The 23,791-nt window shown below is 68.9% G+C and carries 22 protein-coding genes; 17 read left to right on the top strand and 5 right to left on the bottom strand.

Going from position 1 to position 23,791, the window contains the following annotated elements:
* Positions 1 to 9: 9 nt before the first annotated feature.
* Entirely contained in the window at positions 10 to 825 is an 816-nt protein-coding gene (locus ACGFI6_RS08075) for a nucleotidyltransferase domain-containing protein (RefSeq protein ID WP_393116201.1), read from the bottom strand.
* A 108-nt stretch (positions 826 to 933) separates the two neighbouring features.
* Here ACGFI6_RS08075 and ACGFI6_RS08070 point away from each other — a divergent pair, with 108 nt between their 5' ends.
* The 6 genes from ACGFI6_RS08070 (at position 934) to ACGFI6_RS08045 (ending at position 7,619) form a co-directional block, all read left to right on the top strand.
* Entirely contained in the window at positions 934 to 4,275 is a 3,342-nt protein-coding gene (locus ACGFI6_RS08070) for a DNA polymerase III subunit gamma and tau (protein WP_393116199.1), read from the top strand.
* A gap of 231 nt (positions 4,276 to 4,506) precedes the next feature.
* Entirely contained in the window at positions 4,507 to 5,106 is a 600-nt protein-coding gene (locus tag ACGFI6_RS08065; RefSeq protein ID WP_393116197.1) for a YbaB/EbfC family nucleoid-associated protein, read from the top strand.
* A gap of 1 nt (position 5,107) precedes the next feature.
* The gene (gene recR / locus ACGFI6_RS08060) at positions 5,108 to 5,707 is read left to right on the top strand and encodes a recombination mediator RecR (protein ID WP_393116195.1); all 600 of its coding nucleotides are present in this window, start codon (positions 5,108 to 5,110) and stop codon (positions 5,705 to 5,707) included.
* A complete protein-coding gene (locus tag ACGFI6_RS08055) occupies positions 5,700 to 6,344 on the top strand; it encodes a DUF5063 domain-containing protein (RefSeq protein WP_393116194.1) in 645 nt (214 codons plus the stop codon). Before recR ends, ACGFI6_RS08055 begins: the two co-directional genes overlap by 8 nt.
* An 88-nt stretch (positions 6,345 to 6,432) precedes the next feature.
* Positions 6,433 to 6,939: a hypothetical protein gene (locus tag ACGFI6_RS08050; protein WP_393116192.1), complete on the top strand. Its 507-nt coding sequence runs from the start codon at positions 6,433 to 6,435 to the stop codon at positions 6,937 to 6,939.
* Positions 6,940 to 7,016: 77 nt separating this feature from the next.
* Complete coding sequence (locus ACGFI6_RS08045; RefSeq protein WP_393116190.1) at positions 7,017 to 7,619, top strand: hypothetical protein; 603 nt, start codon at positions 7,017 to 7,019, stop codon at positions 7,617 to 7,619.
* Positions 7,620 to 7,743: 124 nt separating this feature from the next.
* On the opposite strand, the gene dinB is transcribed toward ACGFI6_RS08045, so the two are convergent.
* Entirely contained in the window at positions 7,744 to 8,940 is a 1,197-nt protein-coding gene (gene dinB / locus ACGFI6_RS08040; RefSeq protein WP_393116188.1) for a DNA polymerase IV, read from the bottom strand.
* 90 nt (positions 8,941 to 9,030) lie between these two features.
* Here dinB and ACGFI6_RS08035 point away from each other — a divergent pair, with 90 nt between their 5' ends.
* A complete protein-coding gene (locus ACGFI6_RS08035) occupies positions 9,031 to 10,242 on the top strand; it encodes an MFS transporter (RefSeq protein WP_393116186.1) in 1,212 nt (403 codons plus the stop codon).
* Here the strand turns inward: ACGFI6_RS08035 and ACGFI6_RS08030 are convergent.
* Complete coding sequence (locus ACGFI6_RS08030) at positions 10,125 to 10,712, bottom strand: dihydrofolate reductase family protein (protein WP_393116184.1); 588 nt, start codon at positions 10,710 to 10,712, stop codon at positions 10,125 to 10,127. The two genes, ACGFI6_RS08035 and ACGFI6_RS08030, sit on opposite strands and share 118 nt — an antisense overlap.
* A 54-nt stretch (positions 10,713 to 10,766) precedes the next feature.
* On the bottom strand, positions 10,767 to 11,087 hold the full coding sequence (locus ACGFI6_RS08025) for an ArsR/SmtB family transcription factor (RefSeq protein WP_393116182.1): 321 nt from the start codon (positions 11,085 to 11,087) through the stop codon (positions 10,767 to 10,769).
* Between the two features lie 225 nt (positions 11,088 to 11,312).
* On the opposite strand from ACGFI6_RS08025, the gene ACGFI6_RS08020 reads away from it, so the two are divergent.
* Together ACGFI6_RS08020 and ACGFI6_RS08015 are read left to right on the top strand one after the other, a co-directional pair.
* Positions 11,313 to 12,581 (top strand): aspartate kinase, encoded by a 1,269-nt coding sequence (locus ACGFI6_RS08020; RefSeq protein WP_393116180.1) that lies wholly within the window; start codon positions 11,313 to 11,315, stop codon positions 12,579 to 12,581.
* A gap of 5 nt (positions 12,582 to 12,586) precedes the next feature.
* Entirely contained in the window at positions 12,587 to 13,684 is a 1,098-nt protein-coding gene (locus ACGFI6_RS08015) for an aspartate-semialdehyde dehydrogenase (protein ID WP_393116178.1), read from the top strand.
* Positions 13,685 to 13,801: 117 nt separating this feature from the next.
* On the opposite strand, the gene ACGFI6_RS08010 is transcribed toward ACGFI6_RS08015, so the two are convergent.
* Positions 13,802 to 14,791 (bottom strand): helix-turn-helix domain-containing protein, encoded by a 990-nt coding sequence (locus ACGFI6_RS08010; protein ID WP_393116176.1) that lies wholly within the window; start codon positions 14,789 to 14,791, stop codon positions 13,802 to 13,804.
* A 1,207-nt stretch (positions 14,792 to 15,998) separates the two neighbouring features.
* Here ACGFI6_RS08010 and ACGFI6_RS08005 point away from each other — a divergent pair.
* Genes ACGFI6_RS08005 through ACGFI6_RS07970 form a run of 8 tightly spaced genes read left to right on the top strand, consistent with a single transcriptional unit; the run spans position 15,999 to position 23,791 of the window.
* Positions 15,999 to 16,865: an ABC transporter permease gene (locus tag ACGFI6_RS08005; RefSeq protein ID WP_393116174.1), complete on the top strand. Its 867-nt coding sequence runs from the start codon at positions 15,999 to 16,001 to the stop codon at positions 16,863 to 16,865.
* Between the two features lie 16 nt (positions 16,866 to 16,881).
* Positions 16,882 to 17,670, top strand: a complete 789-nt coding sequence (locus ACGFI6_RS08000) for an ABC transporter ATP-binding protein (protein WP_393116172.1) — start codon at positions 16,882 to 16,884, stop codon at positions 17,668 to 17,670.
* Between the two features lie 3 nt (positions 17,671 to 17,673).
* Positions 17,674 to 18,768 carry a glycosyltransferase gene (locus tag ACGFI6_RS07995; protein WP_393116170.1) on the top strand — a complete coding sequence of 365 codons (1,095 nt, stop codon included), beginning with the start codon at positions 17,674 to 17,676 and terminating at the stop codon, positions 18,766 to 18,768.
* A complete protein-coding gene (locus ACGFI6_RS07990; protein ID WP_393116168.1) occupies positions 18,765 to 20,090 on the top strand; it encodes a glycosyltransferase in 1,326 nt (441 codons plus the stop codon). Before ACGFI6_RS07995 ends, ACGFI6_RS07990 begins: the two co-directional genes overlap by 4 nt.
* Positions 20,087 to 20,896: a hypothetical protein gene (locus ACGFI6_RS07985; protein ID WP_393116166.1), complete on the top strand. Its 810-nt coding sequence runs from the start codon at positions 20,087 to 20,089 to the stop codon at positions 20,894 to 20,896. The genes ACGFI6_RS07990 and ACGFI6_RS07985 overlap by 4 nt, the downstream gene beginning before the upstream one ends.
* Before the next feature lie 11 nt (positions 20,897 to 20,907).
* A complete protein-coding gene (locus ACGFI6_RS07980) occupies positions 20,908 to 22,095 on the top strand; it encodes a hypothetical protein (RefSeq protein WP_393116164.1) in 1,188 nt (395 codons plus the stop codon).
* Positions 22,092 to 22,703, top strand: a complete 612-nt coding sequence (locus tag ACGFI6_RS07975) for an acyltransferase (protein WP_393116162.1) — start codon at positions 22,092 to 22,094, stop codon at positions 22,701 to 22,703. Before ACGFI6_RS07980 ends, ACGFI6_RS07975 begins: the two co-directional genes overlap by 4 nt.
* Positions 22,700 to 23,791, top strand: coding sequence for a DegT/DnrJ/EryC1/StrS family aminotransferase (locus ACGFI6_RS07970; protein WP_393118080.1), 1,092 nt, complete (start codon positions 22,700 to 22,702; stop codon positions 23,789 to 23,791). The genes ACGFI6_RS07975 and ACGFI6_RS07970 overlap by 4 nt, the downstream gene beginning before the upstream one ends.

The raw sequence follows: 23,791 nt of genomic DNA, 5'->3' as shown, positions 1-23,791 counted from the left end.
GAGGTCTCCTCAGTCGAAGTCGGTCCCGAAGTAGTTCTTCAGGTGGTGCAGGGTTGCGTCGACGAAGGAGGTGGGCCAGGCGCTGCCGGTGACGTCCGCGAGCGCGGTGCCGCGGGTGATGAACTGACGGCACAGGTACTGATTGGCCGCGATGACGTCGGCCGGATCGGTGCCGGCCGCGGGGATCGCCTCGAGCGTGGCGCGCTGTTCGTCGGAGAGCAGGGCGTTCAGGCGCTTGGCTCCGCTGGTCCGGCGTACGCCGCGCTCGGCGAGCATGAGCGCGACGAGCTGGTCGCGGAGGGCGCCGACGCCCTGGTTCGCGACGATCCGCTCGTCGCGTCCGAGGACCGTGACCAGATTCCCCAGGAAGTAGAAGAAGAGGTGCACGGCGCCGGCCGGCCAGTACGGATCGCCCGGCCGACCGCCCTTCCGCACGATGTCGCCGTCCGGGAACAACGTCCCGTCCCGGTCGAACAGCACCCGCGCCCCGTCGTACTGGAGCCGGTCGAACGCCGCCAGCGGATGAATGATCAGGTCCACGTGCAACCAGTCCGCCGTGATCCCGAGCCCACCGATCAGCCCGGGCAGCCGGTCGGCCCAAACGGTCGGACCGGTGAGCTCTCTCAGTACGTCGTCCCAGTGCTCCCGGTACCACTCGGTGCTGTCGTCGGTGACCACCAGATGTACGTCGACGTCGCTGAACCGGTCCGCCGCGCCGGTCGCGTAGCTGCCGATCAGGTACACACCCAGCACCCGCTCGTCCCGCGGTAGCAGCTCGGTCGCCCGGGAGATCACCGCCTGCTGCCGCTCGTCCCCAGTCGTCACCCGATCCACCCTAGGCCGCGAGCTTCATCGGCGCTCTCGAGTTCTCCGGCCGTGCCTCCTGTGGATGGGCGGCGGGGAATTGTCCGCGGGCGGCGCTAGGGTTGCCGGGTGGAAGCGCCCCTTGCCTTGTATCGCCGGTACCGCCCGGAGACGTTCGCGGAGGTGATCGGGCAGGAACACGTCACCGCACCGCTGCGGAACGCGCTGAGCAACAACAGGGTGAATCACGCCTACCTGTTCTCCGGACCACGCGGCTGCGGAAAGACCACCAGTGCGCGGATCCTCGCCCGGGCGATCAACTGTGAGAAGGGACCGATCGCCGAGCCGTGCGGGGTGTGCAAGTCCTGCACCGACCTCGCCCGCGGCGGGCCCGGCAGCATCGACGTCATCGAGATCGACGCGGCGTCGCACGGTGGTGTGGACGACGCCCGTGATCTGCGCGAGCGGGCGTTCTTCGCGCCGGTCGAGAGCCGCTACAAGATCTACATCATCGACGAGGCGCACATGGTGACCACGCAGGGCTTCAACGCCCTGCTGAAGCTGGTCGAGGAGCCGCCGCCGCACCTCAAGTTCATCTTCGCCACCACCGAGCCCGACAAGGTGATCGGGACGATCCGGTCCCGTACGCATCACTACCCGTTCCGCCTGGTGCCGCCGAAGGTGCTCGCCGACTACATGGCGACCCTCTGCACGGCCGAGGGCGTGGCGATCGAGTCGGCCGCGCTGCCGCTCGTCGTGCGGGCCGGCGCCGGGTCGGTGCGTGACTCGCTGAGCGTTCTCGACCAGCTCATCGGTGGTGCGGGTCCGGCCGGCGTGACGTACGAGCTAGCCGTCGCGCTGCTCGGGTTCACGCCTGATTCGCTGCTCGATGCGTGTGTGGACGGGTTCGCGGCGCACGACAGCGCGGCGGTGTTCGAGACGATCGAGAAGGTCATCGAGACCGGGCAGGACCCGAAGCGATTCGCGGAGGACCTCCTGCGCCGGCTGCGCGACCTGGTCGTGCTGTCTGCCGTACCGACCGCTGTCACCTCGGGCCTGATCGAGGCCGCGGAGGACCAGGGCGAACGGCTGCAGACCCAAGCCGCCGGGATCGGCCCGGCCGAGCTGACGCGCGCGGCCGACATCGTTGCCGCCGGTCTGCTGGAGATGCGTGGAGCCACGGCGCCGCGCCTCCAACTGGAGCTGATCTGCGCCAAGGTGCTCCTGCCCGGTGCCGACGACTCCACGAACGGCATCCAGGCCCGCCTGGACCGCATGGAGCGCCGCCTGGCGATCGGCGTCCCTGGTGGTCCGCCGGACTCGGCGCCCGTCAATACGGCGGGACAGGCGCAACCGGCCGCATCGGCTGCGGGTCCTGCAGCCGACTCGGCAACAAGCAGAGCAGCCGCCCGCGCGGCCGCATCTGGCACCCGAGCCGACGACCCCACTGCCACACCCCCAGCCAACCCAGCCGCCGGACCGACCGCAAGCCCCGCCCAAGGCGACGGATCGACCGCGGGTCGTGCTCAAGGTGACGGGTCGGCTGTGGGCCATGGCCAAGGTGACGGGTCGGTCGAGAGTGGTGGTCAAGGTGACGGATCGGCCACGAGTCGTGGCCAAGGTGACGGGTCGGCCGCGGGTCATGGGCAGGCGGATGGTGGCCAGACGGCGGGGCAGGTCGATGGTCGGGCTGCGGGCACGACCATTGGCGAACCCGGCGTAGGCGCTCCCGGCTCGAGTGACGGACCAGCTGCAGCTGCCTCGGCTGGTGTTGCCCACAACGCACCAGGCAGCTCGTCTGCAGGCAGCCCTGTCGCCAGCGGCGCATCCGACGCCGGCGGTTCCGCATCTAGCGCGGGTGGTCCCACGGCCAGCGCGAGTAGTGCTGCATCCAGTGCGGGTGGTCCCGGGTCCAGTGCGGATGGTGCCGGGTCCAGTGCGGATGGTGTCGGGTCCAGTGCGGATGGTGTCGGGTCCAGCGTGGGTGGTACCGGATCCAGTGCGGGTGGTGCCGGGTTGAACGCTGGTGGTGGTGTGGCGGCGAGCGGGGTGTCTGGCGGTGGGGCGCGTACGGGAGCTTGGGGTGACGAGTCGGCCGCCTCCTCCAGTCCAGCTGTACCGCCCACGCACGTACAGCCCGCTGCGGTGCAGTCCGCTCAGGGCGGCCACGCCACCGAGGACGGGCAGAGCGGCCAGGGCGGGCAAGCAGGTAGTGGTGGGGTTGTTGGGCTGGCGGATGTTCGGCGGTTGTGGCCGGAAGTGCTTGATGCCGTCAAGGCGAAGCGGCGGTTCGCCTGGATCATGTTGAGCCAGAACGCGCAGGTTATTGCGATCGACGACCAGACCCTGACGCTCGGGCTGGTGAACGCGGGGGCTCGTGAGAGCTTCGCGCGTTCGGGGAGTGACGAGATCCTGCGTCAGGCGATGATCGACACGATCGGCATCAACCGCCGGGTAGAAGCTGTCGTAGACCCATCCACCGACCCAGGCGCGGGAGGCGGCTCCGCCACCCGCCCCGGCCCACAACCAGGCAGCCCACAAGCAGGCAGCCCACAAGCAGGCAGCCCACAAGCAGGTGGCCCGCAGCCGGGCGGCCCACAAGCAGGCGGTGCGCAGCCGGGCGGCCCACAGGCTGGTGGTCCGCAAGCAGGTGGTCCGCAGCCGGGTGGCGCGCAGCCCGGCGGTCCGCACGCCGGAGGTCCGCAGCCAGGTGGTCCGCAGTCAGGCGGATCCGGGTCAGGTGGGCCGCAGGCAGGTGGGCCACAGGGCGGTGGTGCGCAGCCGGGTGGTGCGCAGGGCGGTCAGGTGCAGTCGGGTGGTCCGCAGGGCGGTGGGTTCGGAGCCGGACAGGGTGGCGCTGCAGGCGGCGGGTCTGGTGTGGGCGGGCACGGGGTCGCTGGCTCCGATCCGGGAGGGTTGGGAGTTGGCGGTCCGGGTAGTTCCGCCTCCGGTGCTGACGGATGGGGCGGTGGAGACCAGGCTGGAGGTGTGGGCGGCGGAGCATCCCCCGACCTCGTTGGCGCCACAGGTGGTATCGGCGGTGTGGCTGGTGCGGGCGCTCGCGGTGCGGGGGCGGGTGCTGCTGCGGTTGCGTTGCAGGAGCCTCCGGATTCTGAGTACGACGATGTGCCGCCGGGGATGGACCCGTGGGAGTCCGCGGGCGGCTCTGAACCTGTTCGGCGGCAGCCCTCCCGGGATCTGGGAGGTCAGCAGACAGGTCAGCAGGCGGGTGGGGATCGTCGGCAGCAGGCGGCTAGTAAGCGGCGGGCGGCGGAGGCGGCTGTTGCGGCTGAGCAGGCTCGGGCGGCTGCGGCGCAGGCTGCGGCGGTTCCCGATGTACCGCTGACGCCTGAGGAAGAGGCAGATGCGATCGGGGAGGACGACCAGGTTCTCGAGGAGGACTCGCGGTCGCACACGGATCTGCTGCGGGAGACGCTCGGCGCCCAGATCATCACCGAAGAGCCGAACTGAGTTCACCCCAGGGTCGTCCACATGTCCGGCGGCGTCATCACGCTGCGTGTCCACATAATCCACAGGCCTGTGGATAACGATGTCCACAAGGTTGTGGATAACTAGGCGGGAACCGGGTGGTTCCGGGTCTGGCTGGGCTTGTCAGGGGGACCGGCTAGTGTTGAGTCTCCGGCTGTCGGCGGCGTGTCGGGGGCCTGGCCAAGGAAGAGCGGTTCGGACGAGGAGATCGCAGTGTTCGACGGTGGCGGTGCTGGGGGCTTCGACATGTCCAACCTGCTCGCGCAGGCGCAGGCGATGCAGAGCCAACTGATGGAAGCGCAGGCTGACCTGGAGGGTCAGGAGATCGAGGGATCGGCCGGTGGCGGTCTGGTGACCGCGCTGGTGTCCGGTACGGGCGAGCTGCTCAGCCTGGATATCAAGAAGGAAGCCGTCGACCCGGACGACACCGAGACCCTGGCCGACCTGATCGTCGCCGCGGTGCGTGATGCCTCGGAGAACGCGAAGCAGGCTGCGGCCGCCGCGATGGGTCCGCTCGCGGGTGGCCTGGGCGGTGCGTTCGGCGGTGACAGTGGCTTCCCCGGTGGCGGCTTCCCGGGTGGTGGCGGTGCGCCGGCCGGTTTCGGCCTGCCTGGGACGCCGCCCGCGGTCGAGGCAGCAGACCCCGACGACGAGCCCGGCAGCGCAACCCCGGGCAGCGCGACCCCCGGCAGCGCAACTCCCGGCGGGGCAACCCCGGGTGGGCAGGACGGCAGCGGGCAGGGCAATCGTGGCGGCGTCGGGTTCGTGAACCCGGGGAGCACGGCCGGCGAGTCCGGCCAGAACCCGGTCTGACGTGTACGAAGGGGCCGTTCAGGATCTCATCGACGAGCTGGGGCGGTTGCCCGGTGTGGGTCCGAAGTCCGCACAGCGGATCGCGTTCCACCTGCTCGCCGCGGACGAGACCGACGTACGGCGGCTCGCGCACGTGCTCGTACAGGTCAAGGAGAAGGTCAAGTTCTGCGAGATCTGCGGCAACGTCTCGGAGGAGGTGCAGTGCCGGATCTGCCGGGACCCGCGCCGCGACCTGAGCCTGATCTGTGTGGTCGAGGAGGCCAAGGACGTGGTGGCCATCGAGCGCACCCGCGAGTTCCGCGGCCGGTACCACGTGCTCGGCGGCGCGATCTCGCCGATCGAGGGCATCGGTCCGGACGAGCTCCGGATCAAGGAGCTGCTCCAGCGGCTGGCCGGCGGAGAGGTGACCGAGATCATCCTGGCCACCGACCCGAACCTCGAAGGCGAGGCGACCGCGACGTATCTGAGCCGCATGCTGCGGCCCATGGGCTTGCGCGTCACCCGATTGGCTAGTGGACTTCCTGTAGGCGGTGACCTCGAGTACGCCGACGAGGTCACACTCGGACGGGCTTTTGAAGGGCGACGATCGATCGATGACTGAACCGACTGATATTGCGGAACGCGCTTTGCAGACCGACAACGAGGACCTGACCGAGTTCGCCGAGCAGATCGCCGACCAGGTCCGGAGCTTCCTGATCTCGGTGCGCGACATTGCCGCGCAGCCGGACGAGGACGGAATCGACGAGGGCCTCGCCTCGCTGCCGTACCTGCTGCTCGAGGTGAGCCAGTTGCTGCTCGCCGGCGGCCGGCTCGGTGCGTTCGAGGACTTCGTGCCGGAGGAGCGCTTCGAGAGCGACGCCGGCCCGGACCCGGATCTGGACGCGATGCGGGACCGGCTCGCGGCGCTGTTCGAGGGCCTGGACGAGTACGCCGAGGTCTTCGACCCGTACGCCGCGCCGCCGGAGATCACCGTCAACCGGCTCTCCGACGACCTGACCGCGATCGCGACAGATCTCGTGCACGGCCTCGCACACTACGAGGACGGCCGGGTTGTCGAGGCGCTGTGGTGGTGGCAGTTCTCGTACGTCTCCACCTGGGGTGCGGCCGCGAGCGCCGTACTGCGGGCCATCCAGTCGCTGATCGCGCACGACCGCCTGGAGCCGGCCCACGACGCGGAGACCGAGGCGACGGATCGCGAGCTCGTCGAGGTCGCCGAAGAGGCCGTTCAGCGCCGCTGACGAAGTTATCCACAGCCTGCTCCTGACCGCCCCACGAGGGCGTCCGAGACCTCTAGGGTGAGGACTCGACCACAGTCAGGAGCATGCCGTGCAGCTACCGATGTGCGCGACGTTCAGCACGTCGCGTCGGCGTCCGGTGATCATCGCGTCGATCACGACCCTGTTGGCGGTCGCGTTCGTGCCGCAGGAGTTCGACTTCAGTCGCGATCTGCTCTGGAAGGTGGGCTTCGACCTGTTGTTCGTCTGGTTCCTGGTCGTCGCGGTGCGGGCGTGGATTGCCGCGTTCCGGCCGCAGGCCGAGCTGCGCATGACGGCGGAGGGGCTGGCGATGAAGTACGGGCGCCGGGAGCTGACGGTGCCGTGGGCCGTGGTCGGCCAGTTCCGGATCGACGAGCAGAAGAAGACGCGATGGGTCGTGGTCTGGCTGAATCCGTCCGTCCCGGTCGAGCAGGTACCGGTTCCGCGGCAGCCGAACGGTGGCTTTCGGGTGCTTCCGATCGGGCGAGGCAGATCGACCACCCAGGGCACGCAGGACCTCGGGCGGTTCCGCTCCGCGGCCATGGGGTTCTCGGGCCACTACCTCTACCCGGCCTGACGGGTCGATCGCCAGGTCTGTTGAATAGCGGGATGTCTGTTCACGAGGTTGTGGGGCGGTTGCCGGGGGTGGGGGTTGTGCGGCGGGTCAGTCGGGCGTTGGCGGTGCTTGACCTGGTGCTGAACGGCGACGACGACGCGCTCAACTTCTTCTCGTTCGACGGGCGCTGGTCGGACACCGAGGAAGCGGCGCTGATGCGGGACGGCTCCGGGAACGAGTACTCGATGGTGTTCTCGCCGGCGGGCGTGTTCGCGTACGGGTTCGACCACGAGTCGCCGATGTCCCCGTACGCGAACGGGATGCGGCCCTGGCCGGGACTGCTCGACGACGTACCCGAGGTGTTTCACGAGCAGCGGGACGACAAGGCTTTCAGCGATGACGGGGTTCCGCGGGCGACGGTGTGCTTCTGGCGTACGGCGGACGACGACGCCTGGCGGTGTGGACCGGTGCAGGGCAACGACGGCGCCGACCAGTTGTTCGAGTTGGTCGCGGACGGACGTCCCGAGGCGTACCTGACGTTCGCCGAGGAGTACTACGAGCTCGCGCTCGATCTCGAGGCGGTACGGCACGTGTATGCGTTGATGCCGTTGACGGAGTACGTCGTCACATCGCTCAATCCCGAGCGCCGGTTGAGCGACCTGGCCGAATCGATCGCCGAGATCGGCTACCCGAGGTCCTGAAGGGCGTCAGCAGGCACGAGTGGGGGCTGAGCTCGTGTGGCGGGCCCGGTGAACAGGGTATTTCGGGTACACACCCCCCGTTTCCTGTTCACAGCCCCGCGTTGTGGCGGGCGCCGGCGCGGAGCTAATCCGGGAGCATGGGTATCTCCAGGGCTGGGGTTTTGCCGAGGAGGACGCCTCGGGTGATGGCGTTGGTGCCGAACTTGTCCTTGACCTGGTCCAGAGCGCTGTCGAGCTCGTTGTTGGCGGCCTTGTCGAAGGGCAGGGCCAGCTGCAGGGCGGCCTCGTTCTCCAGGTTGCCGACCGAGATGCCGATCATGGTCAGCCCCTGCGTGGTGATCAGAGGTTGTGCGGTCCGCAGCAGGGCGCGCGCGGTGATCAGGATCGCGCGCGTCTGATCCGTTGCCTGCGGCAACGTATGCGAACGGGTCGCGCGGGTGAAGTCGTCGAAGCGCAGCCGCAATGTCACCGTCCGGCCGGAGCGGCCCGCAGAGCGCATCCGGCGACTGACCCGGTCGACGAGCCCGGCGAGCACGGCGTCCAGCGTGGCCGGTGACTTCGGGGAGCGGCCGAGCGCTCGCTGCGATCCGATCGACCGGCGCCGCTTGCCGACCTCGATCGGGCGTGGATCGCGGTTGTGCGCGAGCGCGTGCAGGTGCCGGCCGGACGCCCGCCCGAGCATCGCGACCAGCGCCGCCTCGGGCAGCATCGCGACGTCACCGACCTTGGTCAGTCCGCGGGTGCGCAGCTTCTCCGCGGTGACCTCGCCGACGCCCCACAGCCGCGAGACGTCCAGCGGATGCAGGAAGTCCAGCTCGCGGTCCGGCGCCACCTCGAGCAGACCGTTCGGCTTCGCGACGCCGCTGGCCACCTTCGCCAGGAACTTCGTCCGGGCCACACCGACCGTGATCGGCAGCCCGACCCGGGACAGCACCTCGGCGCGGAGCCGGGTCGCGATCTGCACCGGCGTACCGCGGATCTTCCACAGGCCGGCGACGTCGAGGAAGGCCTCGTCGATCGACAAGCCCTCGACCAGTGGCGTGGTGTCCTCGAAGACCCTGAATACCGCCTTGCTGGCCTCGGAGTACGCCGACATCCGCGGCTCGACGACGATCGCGCCGGGGCAGCGGCTGTGCGCCTGGGCGCCGTTCATCGCCGTACGGACGCCGTAGGCCTTCGCCTCGTAGCTGCAGGCGAGCACCACGCCGGCACCGACGATCACCGGACGGCCGCGCAGGCGCGGGTCGTCGCGCTGCTCGACCGACGCGTAGAAGGCGTCGAGATCGGCATGCAGGATGGTCGCCGCCCGTTGCTCGGACACGAACACATGTTCGCATAACCGACAGACAAAATGAGAGATAGGGAGAATTCCCGAAGCGGTGGACAGCGTTGTCAGGAAACAATGGCGGTTATGGACCTGTCGGCGTACCGCGACCTCTGGAAGACCCGTGGCGTCACCGCCTTGCTCGCCTCGGCGCTGGTCGCGCGGCTGCCGGTGCTGGCGACGATGGTTCCGTTGGCGTTCCTGGCCAAAGACGCGGCCGGCAACTTCGGCTGGGCCGGTGTGGTCGCCGGGGCCTACTCCGTCGGTACGGCGGTCGCCAGCGTGGTCTGGTCGCGCATGGCCGACCGGCGGGGCGCCCGCAAGGTCGTCATCGGCACCGGCATGGCGTGGGGTCTCTGGATGGCAGTGCTCGCCCTCCTGCCGTACAGCTGGTACCGGCTGCTCCCGGTCGCGGCCGCGCTGGCTGGTGTGTTCGTCGCTCCCGTGACATCCGCGCTGCGCGCCAACTGGCCGCGACTGGTGCACGGCTCCCGGCTCCGCGCGGTCTACTCACTGGATGCCACAGCGCAGGAGCTGCTGTTCGTCTTCGGGCCGATGACCGGCGCGATCATGGTCAGCTTCGCCAGCCCCCGCATCGGGCTGCTGGCCTGTGCGGCCACGGCAGCGGCCGCCATCTGGTGGTTCGGTCTGAACCAGCGTGCCGACGTACACCACGACGAGAACGCGGGTCCGCGTCCGACGGCCTGGCAGCTCGTCTTCCATCCGCACCGGACGCCGATCCTGTTCGCCTGGGCGTGTCTGGTAATGGGGTTCGCTTCGATGTCGCTCGGCATGGTGGCGGTCGCGGACGAGCACGGGAACCGGCTGATCGCGGGCGTACTCGAGACCGTTGCGGCGGTCGGCAGCGTGACCGGAGGCGTCATCAACGGCGCCCTGCCCGGCGGTCGTACCTCGGCCGTGTGGCGGCGGATGCTGTTGTTCGCCGGACTCGTCACGGCGTGCATCTTCGTCACCTCGTCCGTGGTCGCGCTGGCGATCGGGATGTTCGCGGCCGGCTGCATGATCGCGCCGACGGTCGCGGCGCTCTACGAACGCATCGGCGCGCTCACCCCGACGTCCGCGCACACCGAGATCTTCGGCTGGACACAGAGCGGCGGCATGGTCGGCTCCGCCGTCGGATCAGCCGTGGCCGGTGCAGTGGTCGAAGCCGCAGGTGTCCGCTACGCGTGGGTCCTGACCGCGGCCCTCACCGTACTGGCGACCCTGTCCCTGCTGCGGGTCCCGCCCCACCGGCCGCTCGACATGAGTGCCGTCGACGGGGCTGCGGTGGTGGCGTAGCGCACGCGGTAGTTCGCCTCCAGTACGCCGCCGTCGCGGGCGCACATAGAGATCAGCCGGAGCTGTCGCCGGTCCAGCAACGTGCCACGTCCGGCAGCGACAGGGTGGATGAGCAGCGACACCTCGTCGACCAGACGCCACCTGAGTAGCGAGCGGATCAGGGTCAGGCTGCCGATCACCTGCAGGTCCTCACCCGGTACGGACTTCAGGGCGGTCAGTACGCGACGCGTCTCGCCCTGCAGCATCTCGGTACTGGCGTGCGTCATCACCGGCCGCGAGCCGACCACGAGGTTCCGGGTGTACTCGAGTCCGCCGAGCGCACCGGCGTACCGCTCGAACGTACGGCGACCGAACAGCAGCGTCCCGTCGGCCGGCATCAGACGGCCGAGCGCGGCGCGCGGTAGCCACTGCTCCGGGCGCTCGACGATGCCGTCCTCCGACATGCACAGCCGGGCCACGATGTTGCGCATCCATCACTCCTCTGGGTCGCTCTACCAACCCAGATGCAGGCAAAGGCGCAAATGTTACTTCCGGCGGCCGCGCTGCAGTTCGGTCTCGAGGGCGTCCAGCCGGTTGGTCCAGAACTTGCGGTACCGGTCCAGCCAGGTATCGATCTCGCGCAGCGGCTCCGGGTCGACCGCGTACAGCCGCCGGGTGCCGTCGATCGTGACGGTCGCGAAGCCGTTGTCGCGGAGCACCTTCAGGTGCTGGGAGACGGCCGGCTGGCTGATGCCGAACTCGGCGCCGATCGTGCCGGCGATCCGCCCGGCCGGCAGCTCGCCCTCGGCGAGCAGCTCCAGGATCCGGCGCCGGACCGGGTCGCCGAGGATGTCGAACGCATGCACCCAGCCAGTATTTCAGTGATGGCTTATATGAACAAGGACCTTTTCCGGCTTGAGATGCGCCCCGAGGGGGAACCTTCGGTGCAGAGGGCGATCCGCCGGACGGGCCCGACCGGGTCCTGGTCAGGCGGTGGGCAACGGTCAGGTCACGGCTAGAATGAGCGCGAGACTACGCCTGGTGCAACGCCGCACGGCGTACCGCAACCAGTGGTTTGAGGAGACACAGCTGTGGGACGCGTCGTACACAAGTACGGCGGTTCTTCGGTCGCCGACGCCGATTGCATCAAGCGCGTGGCCCAACGGATCGTCGCGACTAAGAAGGCCGGCAACGACGTCGTGGTCGTCATCTCAGCAATGGGAGACACCACCGACGAATTGATGGACCTGGCCCAGCAGGTTTCACCGCTGCCGCCACCGCGCGAGCTCGACATGCTGCTCACCTCGGGTGAGCGGATCTCGGCCGCGCTGCTGGCGATGGCGATCGCGAACCTGGGATACGAGGCCCGGAGCTTCACCGGCTCGCAGGCCGGCGTGATCACCACCTCCGCGCACGGCAACGCCCGGATCATCGACATCACGCCGGGCCGGATCGAAGAAGCGTTGACCGAGGGGCACGTCGCGATCGTGGCCGGGTTCCAGGGCGTCGCCCAGGACACCAAGGACATCACCACGATGGGCCGCGGCGCCTCCGACACCACCGCGGTCGCCCTGGCCGCCGCGCTGGACGCGGAGTACTGCGAGATCTACACCGATGTGGACGGCATCTTCACCGCGGACCCGCGGATCGTGCCGGCCGCGCAGCAGATCCCGAAGATCTCCTACGAGGAGATGCTCGAGATGGCTGCCTGCGGCGCCAAGGTGCTGCACCTGCGCTGCGTCGAGTACGCGCGGCGCTACAACGTCCCCGTCCATGTGCGTTCCTCCTTCTCGCAGAAGGAAGGCACCTGGGTCGTCGATGCGAAGGAACTGGATCAGATGGAACAGGCGATCATCTCCGGCGTCGTGCAGGACCGCGGCGAGGCCAAGATCACAGTGGTCGGCGTGCCGGACAAGCCCGGCGAGGCGGCCCGGATCTTCGAGACCGTCGCCGGTGCCGACACCAACATCGACATGATCGTGCAGAACGTGTCGGCGGTGGCCACCAACCGTACGGACATCTCCTTCACGCTGCCGCGTGCCGACGGAGCCCGGGCAATGTCCGCGCTGGCGAGGATGAAGGACGAGGTCGGCTACGAACAACTGCTGTACGACGACCAGATCGGCAAGGTCTCGGTCGTGGGCGTCGGAATGCGCTCGCACCCGGGCGTTTCCGCGAGGTTCTTCTCCGCGCTGGCCGACGCCGGCGTGAACATCGAGATGATCTCCACGTCGGAGATCCGGATCTCGGTGGTCGTGGACGAGAACCTGGTGGACGCTGCCGTGACCGCGGCGCACACCGCATTCGATCTGGACGACGAGCACACCCAGGCTGTCGTGTACGGAGGAACTGGACGGTGACCCCTGTGAGCGCTGTGGAGAACACGATCGAGGACCGGACGGGTCTGCCCTCCCTGGCGGTGGTCGGTGCGACCGGCGCCGTCGGGACGGTGATGCTGACCCTGCTCTCGACCAGGCAGAACGTCTGGGGCGAGATCCGGCTGATCGCCTCCGAGCGCTCCGCGGGCAAGCAACTGGTCGTCCGCGGCGAAGAGGTCGAGGTGATCGCGCTCAGCGAGGACGCCTTCGACGGGATCGACGTCGCGATGTTCGACGTACCGGACGAGGTGTCGGCGCACTGGGCGCCGATCGCGGCCGCCAAGGGCGCGGTCGTGGTGGACAACTCGGGGGCGTTCCGGATGGATCCGGACGTCCCGCTGGTGGTGCCCGAGGTGAACGCCGAGGCGGCCCGGAACCGCCCGAAGGGCATCATCTCGAACCCGAACTGCACGACGCTGTCGATGATCGTGGCGATGGGGGCGCTGCATCACCGCTACGAGCTCGAGCAGCTTGTTGTCGCGTCGTACCAGGCTGCGTCCGGGGCTGGGCAGTCCGGGATCGATGCGCTGTACGACCAGTTGGCGAAGGTGGCCGGCAATCGTGAGCTGGGCAGCTCGCCCGGTGACGTACGGCGGGTGGTCGGGAACGACCTTGGGCCGTTTGCGGCCCCGCTGGCGCTGAACGTGGTGCCGTGGGCCGGCTCGCTGAAGGAGGACGGGTGGTCCTCGGAGGAGCTGAAGGTCCGGAACGAGTCGCGGAAGATTCTCGGGCTGCCGGATCTGAAGGTGTCGGCGACCTGTGTACGGGTTCCGGTGGTCACCACGCACTCGTTGTCGGTGCATGCGCGGTTCGTGCAGGAGGTCGACGCCGACGGTGCTCGGGAGGTGCTTCGGGACGCTCCTGGCGTGCTGCTGTTCGACAACCCGGCGGAGGGTGAGTTCCCGACGCCGGCGGATGTGGTTGGTACCGACCCGACCTGGGTCGGGCGGATCCGCAAGTCCCTCGACGACCCGAACGCGCTGGAGCTGTTCGTCTGCGGCGACAACCTCCGCAAGGGCGCAGCCCTCAACACAGCCCAGATCGCCGAGGTAGTAGCCAAAGAATTCATCCCCGCACAAGCCTAAAAGCAAAAGCACCCCGCCCCCTCGCTCCGCTCGGGGGCGGGGTTGTGTCAGGGCCCAACCGGCGGACGGAGCGACCGGGCCGGAGGTCCGTGCCCACCCGCGGGGCGGGGGTTGGGGTTAGAGCCAGTTTTCGCGGGCGGCGTGTAGGGCTAGCTGGAAGCGGGTGCTGGCGCCGGTGCGGTTCATCAGGCGTTCTAGGTAGCGGAAGAACGTGCGGCGGCTGATGCCTAGGGTGCGGGCGATGGTGTCGTCCGCGGCGCCCGTTGCGAGGAGTGCGAGGAGGCGGCGCTCGATGGGCTCCAGGCGGTCGTCCTCGGCTCCTACGGACGCGTGCAGCGGCAGCGCGTTGCGCCAGCACAGCTCGAACATCCCGATCAGTGCGGTCAGCAGCGAGCTCGGCCGGATGATCAGCAGCGAGCGGTTCACCTCGGTGTCGCGCACCGACATCGAGACGTAGGCGATGGACCCGTCGATGATGGTCAGCTTCGCCGGTACGTCGGGCAGTACGCGGGCCTGCTCGCCGGCCTCGACGCACGGCAGGATGTTCTCGGTCAGGTACCCGGGCACCTCGACGGACTCCGGTGAGTACACGACGCGGTAGGCGACGCCCCGCTTCAGGTGGTCGATCTCCTCCTGATTCGGGCCGCCGATGTAGTACGGCGGGGAGTCGATGGCGAGGATCTCGCGCTGCGCGCCACCCTTGATCTGGTGGATCCGCTCGACGATCGCGCTGCCGGTGACGACCTCGATCAGGTGCGTGGTGGACTCGTTGTGCACGGTCCGCCGGAACTCGTCGTACGCGTTCAGCACGTCGATCCGCGCCTGCTTGAGCTCCGACTCACGGCGCAGCGTGAGCGCCTCCAGCCCGGCGTCCGGCGGCACCGGCAGGTAGCGGGAGCGGTCCGATCCGGATCGTCTGGCCAGCCCTGCCTGCACCAGACCGCCGAGGGTGGTGTCGATCGACTGCTCGCGATCCGGGACCGCCTCGTCCAGTTCGGTGATCGAGGTCGGTCCGGTCCGCAGCAGCTGCTGGTAGACCTTGATCTCGTCGGCGTTGAGCCCGAGCACCTTCAAATGGTCGGAACGCTCCGTGTCCGCTGTGCTCACAACTCTTCCGTCCCGTCCGAGTGCTGTCACCGTCCGCTGCCGTCCCTCCAGGTTAGAGGGGCCGATCCAATACCCCTGGCACTGTCCGTGTCAGTGCAGCTGCACGCAGCGATATTTGTTGTCCTGTCAGCATTCTTGTGCCGTGTCACCATCTGGCCACCACTTCTGCGCAGTCGTGAGCGAGAATTGAGGTCCAGCAGCCCGGCGACGGACCACCTGAGCGCCGCCGGGCTGCTGTTCCAATTCTGGCCCGTGTTGGCTGTCTCGTCAGCGGAGCCTGTTTCGGTTGGGTCTCGATCCCGGCGCATCGGTGCCCTCGCACTTCCGTGCCATCACCCGCTGTGCTGAAGGGTGTACAAACTGTGGCATCTCCAATCGTGAGGCCGATGAGGAGGAGTGCCCGATGCGACCGGTTCCGCCCTGTGCCGCCGTTCGCGCCGGTGTCGCCGTCCCCAGCGCGAAGGCATCTTTGCAGGGATCCCGCGTAGCGCTGTCCTCCACACCCGGTCTCCGGTCCGTCCCCACACCTGCTGCGCGCACCTGCCGGCGTCCGCAGCCGCTCTGGGGACGGATTGATGGTGCGATGACCGCCGCCCTGGTCATCGTGCCGGCCGATCCGGCGTGGCCGACCGCCTCCGCCCGTCGCGGACGGGTACCCGGATCGACGGTGGGACCCCGGGAGGTGCCGGCGGGTGCTCCGTGGATGGTGAGGCTGTCCATGGGGAGTTCGGACGTGCTGTTGCGTGTCACGTCCGCCCCGCTCCCGCACCTCCCGGGCCCACCCACTCAGGCGTGAGAAGGGCAGCAAAGCCCCAGGGCCGCGCCGAGCCGGAGGCGAGGCCAAAGACTCAGTGTGCCGCGTCACGTCAACCTGGTGGCGGCGCGTAGCGTCGTACCTGATGAATTGGCGGCGATTTGACCTGCCTGACAGGCGTTTTGGCCGTGGCTGGCTGTCAAATGTATATTCCGGATAACGATCGGCGAAGGACGATGCAGGTGTTGTGGACGCAGCGGAGAACGATGTTCGGTAGCCGTCCGTACGTCGTTGCTCACTAAGGAGGACCGCTGTGTCGTCGGCCTCGAGGCCGATCCGCTACTCTGCTTCCCGGTCTGCGTGGCACGCCGCCTTACCCCGGGCGGCTACCGCCGAAACCCAGGTGAACGGCCATTGTGGATCCAACGTCCGGCAGAGAGAGGCATTGCCTGAATGAACGCGACTAGCGTCGACGAGGAGTTCAACCCGTCGGTGCACGTGTACGAACCGCACAAGGTCGGTCTGCCGGCACTGCGCCCGTACTTCAAGGCGTTGTGGCAGCGGCGGGAGTTCGCGGCCGAGATGTCCCGGACGAACATCCGGGGTGCTCACACGAACACCTTCTTCGGCCAGGTGTGGCTGGTGCTGAACCCGCTGCTGCTCGCCTTGGTGTACTACCTGCTGACAGACATCATCGCCGGCGGTGGCGGCAAGATCGGCGCCGCTGAACGGTTCGCGCACATGTGCGGCGGTCTCTTCGCCTTTTACTACTTCTCCGGTGCCATGACGGCCGGTGCGGCCAGCGTGGTCGGCGGCGGCAAGCTGCTGATGAACCAGTCGTTCCCGCGGATGCTGCTGCCCCTGTCGGCGGTGCGGACGGCGTTCTTCCGCTTCCTGCCGACCCTCGTGGTGTACTTCGCGATCCACCTGATCATGCGTCAGCCGCTGCACTGGGCGATGCTGCTCGCGCCGGCGTTCCTGATCATGCTGACCGTCTTCGCGGCCGGCATGGGCATGATCTTCGCCGCCCTGCAGGTGTACTTCCGCGACACGACGAGCTTCCTGCCGTACTTCGTGCGGATCTGGCTGTACATGTCGCCCGTGCTGTGGTTCGCCGAGCAGGCGCCGCCGAAGTTCAAGGGCTTCATCCAGTACAACCCGCTCTACTCGCTGCTCGGCGGTTGGACCGACCTGCTGGTCAAGGGACACATCCCGGTCGCCAAGATGTGGCTCGGGGCCGGGTTCTGGGCGCTGCTGGCCTTCGTGGTGGGCACCCTGTTCTTCATGTCGAGGGAGCGTGAGTTCGTTGTCCGTCTCTGAGACCGAGAAGAAGCCGATGCAGAAGACTCAGTCAGAGGTGCCGGCCGTCAAGGTGCAGGACGTGTCGATCACCTACCGGACCACGTTCGAGCGGGTGCCGACCTTCAAGAGCGCGATCGTCCGGCTCGGCCGCGGCGAGCGCGCGGTGCGCGAGGTCAAGGCCGTCCAGAACGTGTCCTTCGACGTCAACCACGGCACGACGATCGGCATCATCGGGGCGAACGGCGCCGGCAAGTCGACGCTGATGCGTGCGGTGGCCGGCATCCTGCCGCCGACCTCGGGGCGGATCGAGGTGCACGGCCGGGTCTCCACGCTGCTGTCGCTGGGCGTCGGTTTCAATGCCGCACTGTCCGGCAAGGAGAACGTCGTCCTCGGTGGGCTGGCCGCGGGCCTGAGCCGCAAGGAGATCGAGGCGCGGTACGAGGAGATCGCCGAGTTCGCCGAGCTCGGTGACTTCATGGAGATGCCGATGCGGACGTACTCGTCCGGCATGTTCAGCCGGCTGGCGTTCTCGGTCGCGGTGCACATGGACCCGGACATCCTGCTGATCGACGAGGCGCTGTCCGCCGGTGACGCGTCGTTCAAGACCAAGGCCGCGGCGAAGATGGGCGAGCTGGTCTCGAACAGCCGCACGATGTTCCTGGTCAGCCACGCGATGAGCAGCGTCCGCGAGATGTGCAACGACGCGATCTGGCTGCACAAGGGCAAGCTGATGATGCGCGGCGAGCCCAACGAGGTCATCCAGGCCTACACCAAGTTCCTGCAGGTCGGGGAAGAAGAAGCCGTCTCACTCGAGGACCTCTGACCGATGTCTCGCAGCACGGCGCCGGACGTGGGGATCATCACGACCGGCCACGACGTGGCCGATGCGCGCCTGCACAAGATCACCGCGGCCCTGCAGCATCGCGACCTCAGGGTCGAGCTGTGGGGCCTCGGTGATGCCGAGGGCGGTCCCGCGGGCGCGGTCGTGCACGCCGGGCCGCGCGGCAACCTCGCGCAGCGGCTGGCGCGGACCGCCGTGCTGCCGTGGCGGACCAAGGCCAAGGTGGTGATGACGGTCGACCCGGACATGATCCCGGTCACCCGGCTGGTCACCGTCCTGCGCCGGCGCAAGCTCGTCGTCGACGTGCACGAGGACTACGAACGGTTGCTGGCCGACCGGGCCTGGGCGAAAGGGCCGGTCGGACTGCCGGCCCGGCTGCTCGTCCGCGCGGGCTCGAAGCTGGCCGCGGGGGCCGACCTGACCGTGGTCGCGGACTCGCACCTCGCACCGCACCAGGCCAAGAACCGCCTGGTGGTACAGAACCTTCCCGACCACGGCTTCCTGGCCCCGTCCCCGCCGTCCGGCGCGCCGCGCGCGGTGTACGTCGGGGACCTGCGCACGAGCCGTGGCCTGTTCGACATGGTCGAGACCGTCGCCGCGGCGCCGGAGTGGTCCCTCGACCTGGTCGGCCCGGTCGCACCGTCGGACCGGGACGGGATCGAGGCCCGGATCGCCCGGCCCGACCTGAACGGGCGAGTCCGGCTGCACGGGCGCCAGCCACCCGCCGACGCCTGGCGGATCGCGCAGGGCGCCTGGGCGAGCCTCGCCATGCTGCAGCCGACGCCGGCCTTCGTGGAGGCGATGCCGTCGAAGATCTACGAGTACCTCGCCAGCGGCCTTCCCGTACTGTCCACCCGGCTGCCCCGGCAGACCCGGGTGATCGAGGAGTCCGGTGGCGGAGTCCTGGTGGACTCGGTGGCGGAGGCGTCCGAGACGCTGCGGCGCTGGTCCGCGGATCCGGGTGAGCTGGAGAAGCTGCGCAACCACGCGCTGCAGTGGGCGGCCGATCACCTGCCCACGAACACGCCGTACGACGAACTGGCCGACGCAATTCTCAAGATCTTAAGAGGAACTGCATGACCGACCGCCCACACCTGCTGTACGTCGCCTGGGGCTTCCCGCCCTGCCGGGGCGGCGGTGTCTACCGGGCACTGGCCACGGCCAACCGGTTCGCCGCGCTCGGCTGGAAGGTGACCGTGCTGACGGCCGACCGCGACACGTTCTTCCGGTTCACCGGTGCGGACCTGACCCTTGAGGAACGGGTCGATCCCTCCGTCGAGGTGGTCCGGGTCCCCTTCGAGTGGCCGATCCTGGAGGCCGACCTGCGCAAGTGGTCCAAGCGCCGGGCCGCGAACCCGAAGCTCTGGAGCAAGTGGCGTACCAAGCAGGACCAGATCCCGTTCCCGGAGAGCGGCTACGGGCCCTGGCGTTCGGTGATCGAGAAGGCCGCGGAGCGCATCCACAAGGAGCACAAGGTCGACCTCACGGTCGCCACCGCGAACCCGCACGTCGCCTTCACCGCGGCGTACCACCTGCACAAGAAGTTCCAGGTGCCGTACGTCATGGACTACCGCGACGCCTGGCTGCTGGACGTGTTCACCGGTGACCGGCTGCACGAGCCGAACAGCCGCGCCGCCAAGTGGGAGAAGAAGCTGGTCGAGTCCGCTCGCGAGGTCTGGTTCGTGAACGACCCGATCAAGGAGTGGCACGAGAAGCTCTACCCGGCGCAGGCCTCGAAGATGCACACGGTCGCCAACGGGTTCGACCCGGATCTGGTGCCGGACACCCAGGACCGTGGCGCCGTCACCGACCGCCCGCTGGTTTTCGGGTACGTCGGCACTGTGTCGCCGAAGGTGCCGCTCAAGGAGTTCGTCGAGGGCTGGCAGCTCGCGAAGGAGCAGTCCCCGGAGCTCGCGGACGCCAAGGCCAAGATCTACGGCTACCTGGGGTACTACGCGCAGCCGCGGGCGGACATGCTGGCGACGATCAACGCTGCTGCGGACGCCGGGGTCAGCTACGAGGGTCCGGTCGGCAAGGCCGAGATCGCCAAGGCGTACGACGAGTTCGACGCGCAGCTGCTGATGCTGGGCAAGGGGCGGTACGTGACGAGCGGGAAGGTGTTCGAGTACCTCGCGACCGGGTTGCCGGTGGTGTCGGTGCACGACCCGGAGAACGCGGCGTCCGACGTACTGCGTGGTCATCCGTTGTGGTTCCCGGTGAGTGACGTGACGCCGGAGGCGATCGCGGCGGCGCTGGTCGAGGCGGCGCATGCGGCGCGGACCGCGGACGAGGGGATCCGGGCGAAGGCGCGCGAGTTCGGCGCGTCGTACCGGCGGGACCTGCAGCTGGATCCGCGGATCGAGTCGCTGGCCGCGAGCGTGCAGAAGGTGGCGGCCGCATGAGCAACGTCGTACTGCTGTCGACGCGGCGGTTGCCGCCGACGTACTTCGACCAGGTCCGTGAGGATCTCGGCGACCAGACCATCACCATCGACGTTGTCGGCTGGGTGGCGCCGTCCGCCTGGGTGGCCGACAAGGTCAACAGCTTCACCCTGATCGGCCCCGGCCGCATGCCGTCCGAACCGGAGCCCGAGCCGGAGCCGGTCGCCGAGTCGACCGACGAAGCCCCGGACGCCGTCATCGCGCCGGAGGCAGTAGCCGACCCGGCGGCAGTCGTCGCTGACGAGGCGGAGATTGCCCCGGCTGCCGCCGACGTCGGCGCCGCGGGCGACAGCTCCTCCGCAGCGCTACGCGCTGCTGCGGAGGAAAAGGCGGACGGAGTCCAGACCGGCTCGACCGGCGCTACCTCCACCACTGCTGCTGCCGGCACCTCTTCCACTCCTCCTGCTGCGGCGAAGCCGCGGCCTACCGGCGCCAAGCGGGTTGTCAAGGCGGTTGAGTGGCGCGCTCGGCGCGCGAAGAAGGCGGCCGGGCGGATGTTGCCTCCGGCAATCAAAAAGTCGGCGCCGGTCAAGTTCCTGCGTGGCCAGCGGGCCACCAGCGATCTCGGCAAGACGTACTGGGCGCGCGTGCTCACCCGTCGGGACGTGCTGACGACGATCGACCAGGCCGACGTCGTGATCGCCCTCGACGCCGGCGCGATCTGGGCCGGCTGGAACCTCGGTCAGCGGAAGGCGAGCACGCCGGTTGTGCTCGGTCTGCCGGCCGCCCGCCGGGAGCTCGAGATGTTGAAGGCCCCGACCAGGTAATGGGTGACACAGTGACGGTGACGCGTGCGATCCGCGAGCACCTGCCGGCGCCGTTGGCCCGGACCGCGGGTGCGGTCCGGCGGCGCCTGCGCAGCCTCCGGTACTCGTACGCGCAACTGCCGGCGTTCCCGCCGGTAGCGACGACCCCCGTGCGGATGCTGGTCGGACCGACCAACTCCGCCGGGCAGGGGCACGCCTGGGCACAGGCCGCGAAGACCCTGCCGGACGTCGACGCCGTCTCGTTCACCCTGCAACGCAAAGGGCAGTTCGAGTTCAAGAACGACTACGGCGTTCCGCTCGCGTGGTTCGGTCAGCCGCGTTGGCAGCGCGCCCAGCAGCAGTACGTCGTCGAGAACTACACCCACGTAATGGTCGAGTCGCTGCGCCCGCTGTTCGGCGCCCGCGGCTCGTCGGACGCCGGCCCCGACATCGAGGCGATGCTCGCGCAGGGCATCAACGTCTCGCTGCTGTTCCACGGCTCCGACATCCGTCTGCCCAGCAGGCACGCGAAGCGCGAGCGCTGGTCGCCGTTCACCCCGGGTGACGAGCTGACCGAGCGCCTCGAGCCGCAGGCCCGTCGGCACGCGGAGCTCGTCGAGGCGCTGGGCCTGCCGGTCTTCGTCTCCACGGTCGATCTGCTCGACGACGTACCGGATGCCCATTGGTTGCCGGTCGCCATCGACCCAGGCCCGTGGCAGCGCGCCGCACAGCCGCTGTTCGCCGGGCCGAAGCCGGTCGTCGCGCACGTCCCGTCGAACGCGAAACTCAAAGGCACGCAGGAGATCGACGCGGTGCTCACCGATCTTCACGAGCGCGGCCTGGTCGAGTACCGGCGGATCACCGGCGTACCGCACCACGAGATGCCGAACGTCGTCGGCAGCGCAGACATCGTTGTCGACCAACTCCGGATCGGTCTGTACGGCGTGGCGGCCGCGGAGGCCCTTGCCGCCGGGCGGATCGTGGTTTCGTACGTCGGTGAAGGCGTGCGCCGCAGGGTGCGTAGTCTGGCCGGGCGAGAGGTACCGATCGTCGAGGCGGATCCCGGCACCCTGGGTGCGGTCCTGACCGACCTGATCGGCGATCGTGACGCCGCCGCCGAGCGGGCAGCCGCCGGCCCCGGTTTCGTGGCCGAACTGCACGACGGACGCCGCTCCGCCGAAGTACTGAGAAGTTGGCTGATCAAGAAGGAGACCCTGTGACGTCCCGCATCGCGCCCTCCGCCGACGTCGACGACAGCGCCGAGATCGGCGACGGTTCGTCGGTCTGGCACCTGGCCCAGATCCGCGAGAACGCGGTCCTCGGCAAGAACTGCATCGTCGGCCGCGGCGCCTACGTCGGGACCGGGGTCCGGATGGGCGACAACTGCAAGATCCAGAACTACGCGCTGGTGTACGAGCCCGCATCCCTCGAGGACGGCGTGTTCATCGGCCCGGCCGTGGTGCTCACCAACGATTACTTCCCGCGCGCGGTGAACCCGGACGGGACGCCGAAGAGCGGGCACGACTGGGAAGCGGTCGGCGTCACGATGAAGGAAGGCTGCTCGCTCGGTGCGCGCAGCGTCTGCGTGGCCCCGGTCACCATCGGTCGCTGGGCCACCGTCGCCGCCGGCGCAGTGGTGACCAAGGACGTGCCAGACTTCGCGCTGGTCGTCGGGGTTCCGGCCCGCCGCATCAGGTGGGTGGGCAAGGCCGGAGTTCCGCTGCTCGACGTCGGGAACGGCGAGTGGAAGTGCCCGAACACGGGCGAGATGTACATCGAAACCGACGGACGGCTCCGGCCGGCCGGAGAAAATCTGGAGGAGAACTGATGGTGCAGCCGATTCCGGCCGCGAAGCCGATCATCGGTAAGGAGGAGCGCGAGGCCGTCGACCGGGTGATGCAGTCCGGCATGCTCGCGCAGGGCCCCGAGGTGGCGGCGTTCGAGCAGGAGTTCGGCGCAGCGCTGGTCTCCGGCCGGGCGTGCGTCGCGACCAACTCGGGCACGTCGGGTCTCCACCTCGGCCTGCTGGCCGCGGGCGTCGGCCCGGGCGACGAGGTCATCGTCCCGTCGTTCACCTTCGCCGCGACCGCGAACAGCGTCGCGCTGACCGGCGCGACCCCGGTGTTCGTGGACATCGAGCCGACGTACTTCTGCCTGGACCCGAAGGCCGTCGAGGCCGCGATCACCGAGAAGACCAAGGCCGTCATGCCGGTGCACCTGTTCGGGCACCCGGCGAACATGACCGCCCTGCAGGCGATCGCGGACAAGCACGGCATCCAGATCTTCGAGGACGCCGCGCAGGCGCACGGCGCGACCTGGAACGGCGCGCCGGTCGGCACCTTCGGCGACTTCGCGATGTTCAGCCTGTACCCGACCAAGAACATGACGTCCGGTGAGGGCGGCATGAACTCGGTCGCCAACGCCGACCTCGAGCGCCGGATGCGGCTGTTCCGCAACCAGGGCATGCTCAAGCAGTACGAGAACGAGGTCGTCGGCCTGAACAACCGGATGACCGACCTGCACGCCGCGATCGGCCGGGTGCAGCTCACCAAGGTCGGCGGCTGGACCAAGCAGCGGCAGGAGAACGCGGCCTTCCTGGACGCGAACCTGGGCGGCGTCTCCGTGCCGGCCGTGGCCGCCGAGGCGAGCCACGTGTACCACCAGTACACGATCCGGGTGACCGAGGACCGCGACGGCTTCGCGAACGCGCTGCGGACCGAGTACGGCGTCGGCTGCGGCGTGTACTACCCGATCCCGAACCACCGGCTCCCGTCGTTCCAGCGCGAGCTGGACCTGCCGGAGACCGAGAAGGCCGCGGCCGAGGTGCTCTCGCTGCCGGTCCACCCCTCGCTGTCCGAGGATGACCTGAACCGGATCGTGGCCGCGGTGAACACCGTGGCGAAGGCGGGTGCGTGA

Origin of the sequence: Kribbella sp. NPDC048928, from assembly GCF_043197975.1 — a bacterium.
Classification (GTDB): Bacteria; Actinomycetota; Actinomycetes; order Propionibacteriales; family Kribbellaceae; genus Kribbella.
The sequence above is the reverse complement of the archived record's forward strand: the minus strand, read 5'-3'. Positions and strand labels throughout refer to the sequence as shown.

Excerpts from the sequence above, each read along its gene's own strand:
- ACGFI6_RS07985 (WP_393116166.1), top strand. The coding sequence starts at position 20,087 with ATGAGCAACGTCGTACTGCTGTCGACGCGGCGGTTGCCGCCGACGTAC.
- ACGFI6_RS07990 (WP_393116168.1), top strand. The coding sequence starts at position 18,765 with ATGACCGACCGCCCACACCTGCTGTACGTCGCCTGGGGCTTCCCGCCC.
- ACGFI6_RS08005 (WP_393116174.1), top strand. The coding sequence starts at position 15,999 with ATGAACGCGACTAGCGTCGACGAGGAGTTCAACCCGTCGGTGCACGTG.
- ACGFI6_RS08035 (WP_393116186.1), top strand. The coding sequence starts at position 9,031 with ATGGACCTGTCGGCGTACCGCGACCTCTGGAAGACCCGTGGCGTCACC.
- ACGFI6_RS08055 (WP_393116194.1), top strand. The coding sequence starts at position 5,700 with ATGACTGAACCGACTGATATTGCGGAACGCGCTTTGCAGACCGACAAC.
- ACGFI6_RS08000 (WP_393116172.1), top strand. The coding sequence starts at position 16,882 with ATGCAGAAGACTCAGTCAGAGGTGCCGGCCGTCAAGGTGCAGGACGTG.
- ACGFI6_RS07995 (WP_393116170.1), top strand. The coding sequence starts at position 17,674 with ATGTCTCGCAGCACGGCGCCGGACGTGGGGATCATCACGACCGGCCAC.
- ACGFI6_RS08030 (WP_393116184.1), bottom strand. The coding sequence starts at position 10,712 with ATGCGCAACATCGTGGCCCGGCTGTGCATGTCGGAGGACGGCATCGTC.